This window comes from Mycolicibacterium litorale, assembly GCF_010731695.1.
Classification (GTDB): domain Bacteria; phylum Actinomycetota; class Actinomycetes; order Mycobacteriales; family Mycobacteriaceae; genus Mycobacterium; species Mycobacterium litorale.
Genome location: NZ_AP022586.1, coordinates 2,691,209 through 2,704,110 on the forward strand (window position 1 = coordinate 2,691,209; position 12,902 = coordinate 2,704,110).

Annotated in this window: 11 protein-coding genes; 9 read left to right on the plus strand and 2 right to left on the minus strand. The window is 64.0% G+C overall.

Annotated elements, in window-relative coordinates:
* Positions 1–291: 291 nt before the first annotated feature.
* The gene (locus G6N30_RS12760; RefSeq protein WP_134053302.1) at positions 292–588 is read right to left on the minus strand and encodes a hypothetical protein; all 297 of its coding nucleotides are present in this window, start codon (positions 586–588) and stop codon (positions 292–294) included.
* A 516-nt stretch (positions 589–1,104) separates the two neighbouring features.
* Between G6N30_RS12760 and G6N30_RS12765 the strand changes: the two genes are divergently transcribed.
* The 8 genes from G6N30_RS12765 (at position 1,105) to G6N30_RS12800 (ending at position 11,225) form a co-directional block, all read left to right on the plus strand.
* Complete coding sequence (locus G6N30_RS12765; protein ID WP_134055229.1) at positions 1,105–1,530, plus strand: MmpS family transport accessory protein; 426 nt, start codon at positions 1,105–1,107, stop codon at positions 1,528–1,530.
* Positions 1,527–4,409 carry an MMPL/RND family transporter gene (locus G6N30_RS12770; RefSeq protein WP_407664735.1) on the plus strand — a complete coding sequence of 961 codons (2,883 nt, stop codon included), beginning with the start codon at positions 1,527–1,529 and terminating at the stop codon, positions 4,407–4,409. Before G6N30_RS12765 ends, G6N30_RS12770 begins: the two co-directional genes overlap by 4 nt.
* Before the next feature lie 194 nt (positions 4,410–4,603).
* Entirely contained in the window at positions 4,604–4,813 is a 210-nt protein-coding gene (locus G6N30_RS12775) for a heavy-metal-associated domain-containing protein (RefSeq protein ID WP_134053304.1), read from the plus strand.
* Between the two features lies 1 nt (position 4,814).
* Positions 4,815–5,783 (plus strand): DUF8832 domain-containing protein, encoded by a 969-nt coding sequence (locus tag G6N30_RS12780; RefSeq protein ID WP_197906171.1) that lies wholly within the window; start codon positions 4,815–4,817, stop codon positions 5,781–5,783.
* Positions 5,784–5,811: 28 nt separating this feature from the next.
* Entirely contained in the window at positions 5,812–8,109 is a 2,298-nt protein-coding gene (locus G6N30_RS12785; RefSeq protein WP_134053306.1) for a heavy metal translocating P-type ATPase, read from the plus strand.
* A gap of 273 nt (positions 8,110–8,382) precedes the next feature.
* Entirely contained in the window at positions 8,383–9,075 is a 693-nt protein-coding gene (locus tag G6N30_RS12790) for a sigma-70 family RNA polymerase sigma factor (RefSeq protein WP_276026764.1), read from the plus strand.
* Between the two features lie 207 nt (positions 9,076–9,282).
* Positions 9,283–10,029, plus strand: coding sequence for a response regulator (locus G6N30_RS12795; protein WP_134055237.1), 747 nt, complete (start codon positions 9,283–9,285; stop codon positions 10,027–10,029).
* Positions 10,026–11,225 (plus strand): sensor histidine kinase, encoded by a 1,200-nt coding sequence (locus tag G6N30_RS12800; RefSeq protein WP_134053308.1) that lies wholly within the window; start codon positions 10,026–10,028, stop codon positions 11,223–11,225. Before G6N30_RS12795 ends, G6N30_RS12800 begins: the two co-directional genes overlap by 4 nt.
* A gap of 4 nt (positions 11,226–11,229) precedes the next feature.
* Here G6N30_RS12800 and G6N30_RS12805 read toward each other — a convergent pair whose 3' ends face one another.
* The gene (locus G6N30_RS12805) at positions 11,230–11,943 is read right to left on the minus strand and encodes a DUF305 domain-containing protein (RefSeq protein WP_134053310.1); all 714 of its coding nucleotides are present in this window, start codon (positions 11,941–11,943) and stop codon (positions 11,230–11,232) included.
* A 661-nt stretch (positions 11,944–12,604) separates the two neighbouring features.
* Here G6N30_RS12805 and G6N30_RS12810 point away from each other — a divergent pair.
* Positions 12,605–12,814, plus strand: a complete 210-nt coding sequence (locus tag G6N30_RS12810; protein WP_163687548.1) for a hypothetical protein — start codon at positions 12,605–12,607, stop codon at positions 12,812–12,814.
* Positions 12,815–12,902 lie beyond the last annotated feature (88 nt).

Sequence of the window (12,902 nt, forward strand, 5' to 3'; positions counted from 1 at the left end):
GACGGGGCGCGTAGCGCGGCGGGGCGTTCCTTGCGGCGGCTCGCCGCCGTTTAGGAAGTGGGCGCGGCGACGATCACTGCGTTGAACAAGCTCCGCGCCGTTGCTGCCGTGCTGAATCTGCCTGCAGTAGAATCATTTCCAATAATCCGCAGGCTCGCTACCGTTCGGCTCGCCCCGGCCGCGGACGGTGCTGGTGCAGAGCCCGGCGAAGCCGCCAGCGGCATCCCTCGGCCCGTCGGCCCGCGAGGCTGTGCCGTCGTCGAGTGATACGGCTCTCCGGGGTGGAGTCTGTCAGCATCGCGCGAGGACATACGCGCTCGAACCGTTCAATAGCTCCTCCCGATCACCGCCCGTTGCATCTATCGACGAGATCGCGCGGCCTGGCCGGACGGCGGCAACACCACACTGATCGAGTGGCAGCGTGCCCATCTTGTCGAGAATCACCTCATAGCCATGCTTCTGCAGAAAGTCGACGACATCCTGGGCTGACCGGGCGCCGGATGGTGCAGGGGTAGACGGAGCGGCGGTGGCGATCGACACCGCTGCCAAAAGCGTGGCGACCGAGGCGATTGATCCGATCTTGGCCACTGCGTCGCCTTTCCCACGTGAACCTGCCCCGGATGACGGCGAAGCCCCTCTGGGAACCATACCCCTAGTGGGTATAGCGCGGATGGTACGACCCCCCGGGCGTCAGGGGAAAGTCGCCTCTGTGCCGTCAGCCCACACGTCACACCTGTCCGCGCCTCGGAATCCATCCGGACCGCAATCAAAACATCACCGCTGCAGCAGTTGTCGTGGCCAGCCGCGCCATCATCTCGCCCCGGCACAGCCGTGACGTCACCCGATCCTGCACATGGCCCGGTCACTGACACCGGGACCATGCTGGACGTGCCTGCGACGCAACACTTTTGGAATGCACGTCCACTGGGGCAATCCCATGGCGTTCAACTGCGAGCGTCAACAGTCGCGTGCATGTCTGCATATACTCCCTACGGGTATGGGGTGTACGCTCCACGGCAGAGGTGAAACACGTTGGCGCAGGCGGGCAGCGCCTCGATTCTGCGGTTGTTCACGCCGATATGGCAGACGTTGAAGGGACGAGAGATGTTTCGGGTCGTGCAGCGCATGTGGATACCGATGGTGGTGGTAGTAGTGGTCGCGGTCGCAGTGTTTGCGGTGATTCGGCTGCAAGGGGTCGCCGGATCCACGACAGCCGGTCCGAGCGCCATCAGGGATGGATCGGAGCCCGTCATTCCCAAAGACGTGATCTATGAGGTGTTCGGCCCCTCGGGAACGACAGGCCAGGCGAACTTCCTCGACGAGCATGCTCAGCCGCAGCGTGCGAACTTCACCACATTGCCGTGGTCGTACACGATCTCGACAAGACTGATGTCGGTCTTCGCCAATGTGGTCGCGCAGGGCGACAGCGGCACGCTCGGCTGCCGGATCACCATCAATGGCGTCGTTCGCGACGAGCAGTCGGCGACCGCCCATAACGCCCAGGTCTTCTGCTTGGTGAAATCCGCATGAGCAAACACATGGCCGCTGCCAAGGCGTCCCGCATCGCGTCGACCGTCCGCCGGGTGCCCGGTCTGATGATCGTGGCCTGGCTGGTAGCGATGGTGGCGGTGAGTGTCGTTGTGCCGTCGCTCGAAAAGGTCGGCCAAGCGAACTTGGTTTCGCTGGCGCCCGAGGATGCGCCGTCTTATGCGGCGCTCAAGAAGCTGGGCGAAGAGTTCGATCAGTTCGGCTTCGACAGCATGGTCATGGTGCTGCTGGAAAGCGATACCGAACTCGGCGATGAGGCGCGCGACTACTACCGTGGCCTGGTCGCGCAGTTCAAGGACGACCGAGAGCATGTCGACCACGTTCAGGACTTCTGGGGCGACCGCGTCACGGCGGGCGCATCGCAGAGCATGGACGGTAAGGCTGCCTACGTGTTGTTGAATATGGTTGGTGACCAAGGGACGACGCCAGCCAAGAAGTCCGTTGAATCGGTGCGCGAAATCGTCGATCGCAGCAATCCGCCGCCTGGGCTGAAGGTTTACGTCACCGGTCCGGCCGCGCTCACGATGGATTTGAATTCCGCCGCTGACGAGAGCCAGCTGATGATGACGTTGATCACCTTCGCGATCATCGCTCTCATCCTGTTGATCATCTATCGCTCTTTCGCGACGATGTTGCTCGTCACGATCACGGTCTTTGTCGAGCTCAGTGTCGCGCGCGGCGTGGTTGCCATCCTCGGGCACTACCAAATCATGGAATTGTCGAATCTCGCGGTGAACCTGCTGACGATGCTGGGTATCGCGGCAGCGACCGACTACGCGATCTTCTTCCTCGGCCGATACCACGAGGCGCGGGCGGCCGGCCAGGATCGTATTGCGGCCTATTACACGACATATCATAGCGTTTCGCATGTCGTCCTAGGGTCGGGTTTGGCGATCGCCGGTGCGACTTTCTGCCTGACGTTCACCCGGCTGCCGTACTTCGCAGCGGTGGGTATTCCGAACGCCGTGGCCATGCTTGTCATCGTCGCCACGGCACTCACGCTCACTCCGGCGGTGCTGCTGGTGGGCACCCGCTTCGGGTTGCTCGAATCAAAGCGCAAGATCAAGACCCGGGGATGGCGCCGGATCGGCACCGGCCTTGTGCGCTGGCCGAAACCGATTCTCGTCGTAACGATGATCGTCTCGCTGATCGGTCTAGGGGTGCTGCCGTCGTACACGGTGAATTACAACGACCGGTATTACGTCCCAGACAGGATGCCCTCCATTCAGGGCTATCAGGCGTCGGACAGGCATTTTTCGAAGGCCAAAATGGACCCGGACATCCTGCTGGTCGTCGCCGATCAGGATCTACGCACCCCCGCCAACATGCTGATCCTGGACAGGATCGCGAGAAACGTTCTGCGGGTGAAGGGAATCAACAGAGTGCAAAGCATCACCCGCCCCTTGGGGGTGCCGATCGACCACAGCTCGATTCCGTTCCAGGTGAGCATGCAGTCGGTGTCGATGACCGAGAACCTGCAGTATATGAAGGACCGCATGAGCGATATGCTCGGAATGACCGACGAACTCGGTGCGATGATCGGCATCATGGAACGCATGCACGGCCTCATGCAGCAACAGGCCGACATCACCCACGACATGGTCGGCGATGCAAATGACTTGAAGGCGACCGCCGACGAAATGCGCGACCACATGGCCAATTTCGACGATTTCTGGCGGCCAATGCGGAATTATCTGTACTGGGAACCGCACTGCGCCAACATCCCGATCTGCTTCTCGACGCGGTCATTGTTCGACGGCCTCGACGGAATCGACAAGCTCAGCGACAACATGTCGTCGATGTTGGTCAATCTGGAGAAGATGGATGAGCTGATGCCGCAGCTGGTTGCGCAGTTGCCGCCGATGATCGCAATTGCCAAGAACATCCAGTCCACCATGCTGACCCTGCACAGCAGCTTCAACGGGCTGATCGAGCAGATCAGTCGCATGACCGACACGGCGACGGCCATGGGTCAGGCCTTCGATGCCGCGAAAAACGACGACTACTTCTACCTGCCGCCGGAGGCCTTCGACAACGCCGACTTCCAGAAGGGCCTCAAGCTGCTGGTATCACCGGACGGCAGGTCTGCGCAGATGATCATCACCCATGAGGGTGATCCGGCGGGACCTGAAGCGATCGCCACGACGTCGGCGGAGCTGGCTGCGGCGAAGGAAGCCATCAAGACCACGCCGCTGGAGGGGTCCGAGCTCTATCTTGGCGGTACCGCTGCGACCTATCACGACATCGAGGAGTTCACGAAGTACGACCTGATGATCGTCGTGATCGCGGCGCTCAGTCTGATTTTGATCATCATGCTGGTCATGACGAGAAGCATCGTCGCGGCTACGGTGATCGTTGGAACGATTGCGATCTCGCTGGGTTCATCGTTCGGGCTCTCGGTGCTCTTATGGCAGCACATTCTCGGCCAGCAGCTGCACTGGTTCGTGCTACCGATCACCGTCATCATCTTGTTGGCGGTGGGATCGGACTACAACCTGCTGCTGGTGTCGCGGTTCAAGGAAGAGTTGCACGCCGGCCTGAATACGTCGATCATCCGCGGGGTCGCCGGCTCCGGGACTGTGGCCACGCAGGCGGGTTTGGTGTTCGCGATCACCATGGGCTCAATGATCACCAACGACCTGATCGCCATCGGTCAGGTGGGATCTGCGATCTGTCTGGGCCTGTTGTTCGACACCTTCGTGATCCGCGCGTTCATGACCCCGACGGTAGCGGCGCTGCTGGGACGCTGGTTCTGGTGGCCGATCAAGGTGCTCCCCACCTCGGTGATCAGTCGGAGAGCCGCCGCAGCCAACGATCCCCCCGGCGAGGGCACCACCGAGATTTCGGTTCCGGCCCACTGAGTCTCGTCCCGGGTTCCGCCCACCGCCGCCGGCAGGGCTTGCCCGCCATCCAATGGTTCAGCTCGGACGTAAGGCGACACCCTCGCGCAAGCATGCGGTCCGGCCGGCTTGACTAAATACCCCATGGGGGTATGGTGTTGTACGTACACCGCATACCCCCATGGGGTATCCAAGCAGAATGTGAAGAGGAGCCCATGACCACGACCACGTACCAAGTGACCGGAATGTCCTGCGCACATTGCGAGGGCGCCATCACCCAGGAAGTCAGCCAGATCGGCGGGGTCGAGAACATCGAAATATCGTCAGCCACAGGCATACTGACGGTAACCAGCGCGGGCGAACTTGACGACGCTGCGGTCTTGGCTGCCGTCGAGGCAGCCGGGTACACCGGGGTGCGCACCTGACATGCGCGCACCATCCAAGCTCGGGTTGTACGTCTTAGGCCTGGCCGCGATCTTCGTCGTCGGCTTCGTCGGCGCCCGCGCATTCATCCCCACGGACGCGTCCGCGTCGTGGACGAAGCAAGCAGAGGAAGCGCAGATGGATCACGGAGCACAACACCACTCCGACACCACCGGATCGCCGTCCTCGGTCGAGATGTCCGGTCTGTCGATCGAACGCAGCGGTTATCAGATCCGCGACGTGGTAGCCCCCGGCGCGATCGGGCAGGACGGGAAGCTGTCGTTCCGTTTGACCGGTCCGGGCGGAGCTGCGGTCACCGAGTACGACACCGCCCACGATAAGGACTTGCACCTGATCGTCGTCCGTAGCGACGGTGCCGAGTTCCGGCATGTGCACCCCACCTACGACGGTGACGGATCATGGTCGTTGCCGTGGCGGTGGAATGCGGCAGGCTCCTACAGGCTCTACGCCGACGTCGTTCCGAGCGAACTGGGCAGCAATGTGACGCTGACGTCGACCACTTCGGTCGCCGGCGACTTCGTACCGAGGCCGCTGCCGCCCGTATCCGCTGTCGCCACGGTCGACGGTTACACCGTGACACTCGACGGGTCGCTCGGCGTCGGCACGAGTTCGACCCTGACGTTCACCGTCACGCGCGCGGGGCAGCCGGTGAATACGCTCGAGCCATATCTTGCCGCTTATGGGCACCTGGTGGCGCTGCGTGTAGGTGATCTCGGCTACCTGCACGTGCACCCGATGGGTGAGCCGGGCGACGGAGTCACCCAGCCCGGCCCCAACATCGATTTCATGGCGGCCGCACCCACCGACGGCACGTACCTGCTGTACCTGGACTTCAAGGTGGCCGGGCAGGTCCGCACCGCAGAGTTCACAGTCACCGCAGCACCAGCCGCGACTCCCGGCGATACCACCGGCGGCTCGCCCGAGCACGGCCACTCCGGCGCCGGTCACTGACCGGTAGCACGATGGAAGGACCTATCACATGACGACCTCGCCCGCGCATGCGGACACTGTCGAACTCGACATCAGCGGCATGACCTGTGCGTCATGCGCCATGCGGATCGAGAAGACGCTCAACAAGCTCGACGGCGTCTCGGCGACGGTGAACTACGCCACCGAGAAGGCCCGCGTCAGTACCCCGCCCGGATTCGACACCGCGGTCCTGATCGCCGAGGTCGAGAAGACCGGTTACGGCGCCGCTGTGCCGGCCGCCAAGAACTCAGCATCGGATGCCGATGAAGAGCGTGACGATCCCGAGCTGACGACCCTGCGCAACCGCCTGATGGGCTCGATCGTGCTGTCGGTGCCGGTGATCGTCCTTGCGATGGCTCCGGCGCTCCAGTTCACCTACTGGCAGTGGGCGTCATTGGCGCTCGCCGCGCCGGTGATCGTGTGGGCCGCATGGCCGTTCCACAAGGCCGCAGTCGCCAACCTCCGGCACGGCGCCGCGACGATGGACACTCTCATCTCCGTGGGCACCTCCGCGGCATTCCTGTGGTCGCTGTATACGCTGTTCTTCGGCACCGCCGGGGTACCCGGCATGACGCACGCGTTCGAGTTCACCATCGCCCCCGGGGACGGGTCCGCCAATATCTATCTGGAGGTCGCTGCCGGCGTCACCGCGTTTGTCCTGGCCGGACGCTACTTCGAGAAACGATCGAAGCGCCAAGCCGGTGCGGCCATGCGGGCACTTCTGGAGTTGGGCGCCAAAGACGTTGCGGTACTGCGCAATGGCCTCGAGACCCGAATTCCGACCGAGGGTCTGGTAGTCGGCGACGAGTTCATAGTGCGGCCGGGCGAGAAGATCGCCACCGACGGCGTCATCGTCGACGGGACTTCTGCGGTCGACGCGTCAATGCTCACCGGTGAATCGGTGCCGGTCGAAGTCAGCGAAGGCGATACCGTGGTCGGCGCAACGGTGAACGCCGGCGGACGCCTGGTAGTGCGTGCCACCCGGGTCGGATCGGACACTCAGCTCGCGCAGATGGCGAAACTGGTCGAGGATGCGCAATCCGGCAAGGCAGAGGTGCAGCGCCTGGCGGACAAGATCTCCGGTGTCTTCGTGCCGATCGTGATCGGTATCGCTGTCGCCACCCTCGCGGTGTGGCTCGGCGGCGGGTTCGGAATCTCGGCCGCGTTCACCGCTGCCGTCGCAGTGTTGATCATCGCCTGCCCCTGTGCACTCGGCTTGGCGACCCCGACCGCACTCTTGGTCGGCACCGGCCGCGGCGCCCAACTCGGCATTCTGATCAAGGGCCCCGAGGTGCTCGAATCGACCCGCAAGATCGACACCATCGTGCTCGACAAGACCGGAACGGTCACCACCGGCAAAATGACCCTGCTCGGCGTCACCCCCACCGCTGACACCAGCGAGACCGTGGTCCTGCGGCTCGCAGGGGCCATCGAGGACGCATCCGAACACCCGATCGCTCAGGCGATCGCCAGAGGCGCAGCACAGCGGGTTGGCACTCTGCCCACCCCAGAGTCCTTCAAGAACATCGAAGGCCGGGGCGTGCAGGGCATCGTCGACGGTCACCTAGTGGTAGTGGGACGAGCGTCATTGCTCGAGGACTGGTCTATCACGCTGAACACAGACCTGATCGCCGCCAAGGATGCTGCCGAGAAGGCCGGCCAGACCGCGGTTGTGGTCGCCTGGGACGGAGCCGCCCGCGGCGTGCTGGTGGTCGCCGACGCTGTCAAGGGCACCAGCGCTGAAGCCATCGGCCAGCTCAAGGCTTTGGGCTTGACCCCGGTGCTGTTGACCGGCGACAACCGAACCGTCGCTGAACAGGTCGCTCAGCAGGTCGGGATCGAGCAGGTCGTCGCCGAAGTCCTGCCACGGGAGAAGGTCGACGTCGTGTGCCGCCTGCAAGCCGAGGGCAAGGTCGTCGCTATGGTCGGCGACGGCGTCAACGACGCCGCCGCACTCGCGCAAGCAGATCTCGGCCTGGCGATGGGCACCGGAACCGACGCTGCAATCGAAGCCGCTGACCTGACCCTGGTGCGCGGCGACCTTCGATCGGCCGCCGACGCGATACGGCTGGCACGTCGGACATTGTCGACGATCAAGGTCAACCTGTTCTGGGCGTTCGCCTACAACGTGGCCGCGATCCCACTGGCCGCGCTCGGGCTACTCAACCCGATGCTCGCCGGTGCCGCGATGGCCTTCTCCAGCATCTTCGTCGTCAGCAACAGCCTACGGCTGCGAGCTTTCCGTTCCCAAGCTGACAGCTCTGCCGATGTCGACCCGCGACCTACGTCGGCGCCGCAGTTGGTATGAGGGTTACGACGATTCACACCCTGACCTACTGGAGCGCCATGGCCGACAAGTTGCCTTCCGGTCAACCAGCCGACCGGCGGGGATGTGAACCGTCCGACGGCCGCTGCAGTCGTCGTCGCAGGTTCGGGTCCCCTCTGGCCACACTGGCGACTAGGGCGGCGGGCCAACTAGGCGCCGGCGGAGGCGACGCGCGACGCCTCACGGTGTGACGACCAACGGTGTTGATTGACAAACGGATTCGTGAACCGCTCCAAAGTATCGAGAGGTCAGTTGATGGGTGTGGGCACGGCGACCGATGAACTGATGACGAGCGCAGGCGACCTCGCGGCGCGCTTCACCCACGACGTGCTCCCGCTGGTTGACACGCTCTACCGCGCCGCCAGCCGTTACACCACCACCGCGGCCGACGCCGAGGACCTGGTCCAGGAGACGCTGACCAAGGCGTATGCCGGGTTCCACTCCTACACCGACGGCACCAACCTGCGGGCGTGGTTGCTGCGCATCATGACCAACGTCTGGATCTCCTCCTACCGCGCCGCCCAGCGCCGCCCGGACGAGGTCGGCGCCGAGGTCACCGACGCCCAACTGGCCGCGGTGGCCGCCCACACCTCCACCGGGCTGCTGTCGGCGGAACTCGCCGCGCTGGAGGCGATGGGCGACGACGAGGTGCGCGCGGCGCTGGCGGATCTGCACGTCGGCCAGCGGCTGGTGGTCTACTACGCCGACGTGCAAGGGCTGCGCTACAGGGAGATTGCGGCGGTCCTCGACATCCCCCTGGGCACGGTGATGTCACGGCTACACCGTGGGCGGAGCCAGTTGCGCCGACTGCTCACCGACGTCGCGATTGCGCGGGGTTACCTCCCCGCGATCAGTGCCGCTGCAGCGCCGGATGAATTCAGTACTGGCCTCGCGCGATGTCATGGGCCGGCAGATCGAACGCCATGGCCTAGACGAGCGGCTGGATGATCGACGACGGCTGGTAGCGCACTGGTGCCGGCGGCACCAGCCTTTCGACACGTATGACGGAGATCTCGCTAAGTGCCCCAGGCTGATAACCGAACGTACTGTACGGATGCGAGGAGGATGGTCAGTTCCCAGCTGAGAAATGCCAGAGATCGAGCAGCTCCGGAAACCGCGCGCCGCCGCGGCCGCATTGCGGGCACCATATTGGACATGGAGCACCATCCGGGCACACCACCGGAGACGGCGAAGGGCTACCGCGCGCTGGTCGTCGACGACGAACTTCCCCTGGCGGAAGTGGTGGCCAGCTATCTGGAACGCGAGCAGTTCGAGGCCGTCGTGGCCGGCAACGGCGTCGACGCTATCGCCGTCGCGCGCGACCTCGATCCCGATGTTGTCATCCTCGACCTCGGTTTGCCCGGCATCGATGGACTCGAAGTCTGCCGGCAGCTACGCACGTTCTCCGACGCCTACGTCGTCATGCTCACCGCCCGTGACACCGAACTCGACACCGTGCTCGGCCTCACTGTCGGCGCCGACGACTACATCACCAAACCCTTCAGCCCGCGCGAGCTGGTCGCCCGCGTCCGGGCCATGCTGCGCCGACCCCGCGTCCGGCAATCAATGACCACACCCGCCGAGCAAGAGTTGGCGCCGCCTCGCCGCTTCGGCGCATTGAGCATCAATGTCGCAGCCCGCGAGGTACTCATTGGCGATGAACACATCCTGTTGACCCGCACAGAATTCGACATTCTCGAAGCACTCTCGGGCCGGCCAGGTGTCGTGCTCAGCCGACGCCAACTGCTCGAGATTGTCCGCGAAGGACCCTGGGTGGGCAACGAGCACCTCGTCGACGTCCACATCGGGCACCTGCGCCGCAAACTCGGCGACGACGCGGCAAACCCGCGCTACATCACCACGGTGAGAGGCGTCGGATACCGCATGGGGACCGGACAATGACTCACCCGCCGACGCCAACGTCCCCCCAACGTCGATGGTGGCGCCGCCCCGGCATCGGCCTGCGCCTGCTGGGTGCCCAAGCCATTGTGCTTGCAGCCGGGACCGCGACAACCGCCGTCGTGGCCGCCATCGTCGGCCCTCCCCTGTTCCGCGAACATCTCCACCGCGCCGGAGTCCCGATGGACTCACTGGAGGAAGTCCACGCCGAAGAGGCCTATGGCTACGCGACGGTGATTTCCATCGGCGGCGCCCTCGCTGTATCCGGAGTCGCCGCACTGGCCGTCAGCTTCTACCTCAGTCGCCGACTGCAACGCTCCATCACCGAAATCGCTTCCGCCGCCACCGATGTCGCCCAGGGCAACTACGACATCCGCGTCTCACCGCCACGCCTCGGCGACGACTTCGATGCACTGGCCACCGCCTTCAACCAGATGGCCTCCCGGCTCGAAGCCGTCGATTCGACCCGACAACGGCTCTTCGGAGATCTAGCCCACGAGATACGCACACCCGTGGCGGTGCTAGAGGCCTACATCGAGGCACTCGAAGACGGTGTGCGGACTCTGACGCCGCAGACAGCGGCGATGCTGCGCGACCAAACCCGCCGACTCGTACGGTTTTCCGATGACGTGGCCGCTCTGGCTAAGGCGGAGGAAAGTTCCGTCTCCATGTCCCACGCCCACGTTGACGTCGAGCGCTTGACGCGCCAGTGCGTCGCCGCCGTAGAAGAACGCTACGACAACAAGGGAGTCGCACTCCACGTTCGCATCCAGGAGGGATTACCCCAGTTGTGGGCCGACGAACAGCGACTGTCCCAAGTCCTGGGCAATCTGCTCGAAAACGCATTGCGACACACGCCATCCGGCGGGTGTGTCGAAGTGAGTTGCGTTCACGACGGCGACCGACTGAGGATCGCCGTCGCCGACACCGGCGACGGCATCGCCGCAGAGCATGTCAGCCGAGTGTTCGAACGATTCTACCGCTCAGATGTCGCCCGGGATCGCGAGCACGGCGGCGCCGGATTAGGCCTCGCGATCGCCAAGGCCCTGGTCGAGGCTCACGGCGGATCGATCACCGTAGCGAGCCTCGGACCCAATGCCGGCGCAACCTTCACCGTGGACCTGCCGATCACCCGACCGCGAAACCAGACTTCCCCGGTATCGCAGCAGGGGTACGCACCCAGCCAGACGAACCGCTGAGCGGCTACTTATCCAGCATCGCCTGCATCCTGTCGATCTCGGCCTGCTGAGATGACACGATATTTCGCGCCATGTCGACCGCCGCCGGGAATTGACCGTTGTCAATCTCCTGCCGGGCCATCGTGATTGCACCCTTGTGATGCTCGATCATCTGTGTCAGAAAGAGCCGGCTGGCCTCGGCGCCCTGCGCGTTCTGAAGGGCCGCCATATCGGTCTCCGACATCATGCCGTGGCCACCCTCGCCCATACCAGGCATATCGCCCATGCCGCCATCGCCGGGCATTTGATGTCCGGGCATATCGCCCATGTCGCCACCACCGGGCATCTGATGTCCCGGCATGCCGGTTCCGCTGGGCGTGGGCGTGTCCGACACTCCCCACTGCTCAAGCCATCCCTGCATCTGCTCGATCTCAGGACCCTGCGCATTCTTGATCTCATTGGCGAGCGAAATGACCTCGGGGTCGATGCCTTGCTTGCCAAGCAGCATGTCGCTCATCTCGATCGCCTGCTGGTGATGCGGGATCATGCCTTGGGTGAACATCACATCGGCGTCGTTATGGGTGGCGTCGCTGCTGGCAGGACCAGGCGACGCGGACGATGCCGCGGTAGTGGGGCTGGCAGCGGGCTCGGAATCGGTCCCGCTGTTCGAACACGCACCGACCAACAGGGTCGACGCCGCCAATACCGCAACGCCAACGCCATATCGCTTGTGCTGCATCTCGTCCTTTTCTCGCAATTTCGATTTTGCTTCTGCGCGGCAAGCGTCTCGCCGCCTCAGTACAGCCTCAGGAACCCACATATGGCTCGGTTCGATTTTCGATGAAGATCTGATGAAGACGACCCGGTGATAGCAGGCGAGCGGCGCACGCCAAGACGAAGCGCCACGCTGTTCTCTGATGCCCTCGATCTACGCGACCGGCTCTTCATGTTCGAACGACGACTGTCGTCAGAAAGTGTCGTCACGACGGATCTGCGACCGTACTCAAACGACGAAACCCGCCCCGGCCGGTGGCCGGAGGGGGTTTCTCGACTGTGGAGCTAAGGGGATTCGAACCCCTGACCCCCCACACTGCCAGTGTGAACTACGGTGTGCCGGCCTGTATTCAGGCGTCTACTGCGTGTCAAATCTTCCATGTCAGCCGGTCGGTTTCGTGCTCATGTGTCTACGGCGTGTTTGCGTGATCGACAGTCTCAGGACACCGCTAGGACACACCGAACAGCGGTTCGGGGACCGAGTGCCTTTACTACTCGTCGTCAGCCGCTTGACGGTCAATCTCAGCCGAAGCCCTATCCGCTGCGGCGGCTGCGCGATGCCGAGCTGCGGCGTCACGGTGCTCGATCGGATCGCCTAGACCCGCAGCCGCCGCGTCGTCGTGAACATGGGCGGCACGTTCGTGAACCTGCGCCGATTCGTCGTGCCGGTCAGCGGCTCGACGGTGCGCAGTGGCGGCACGCTCGCGCGACTCGTCCGCACGATCAGCCGCCAGCCGTACGTCGTCCTCGGTGACAGAGTCGCCGCGCTGCAACGCCGCGTGCCGGTTGATCAACTCCCCGGCCCGAGCCGCTGCCCGTTCTCGGGCTTCATCTGACACCCAACCAACATAAGCAGAGCCGAAGGTGTATGCGACGGTTCCCGTCAGGCGACGGCGTGGCGAGTGTCGAACCCGCGTGGCACGG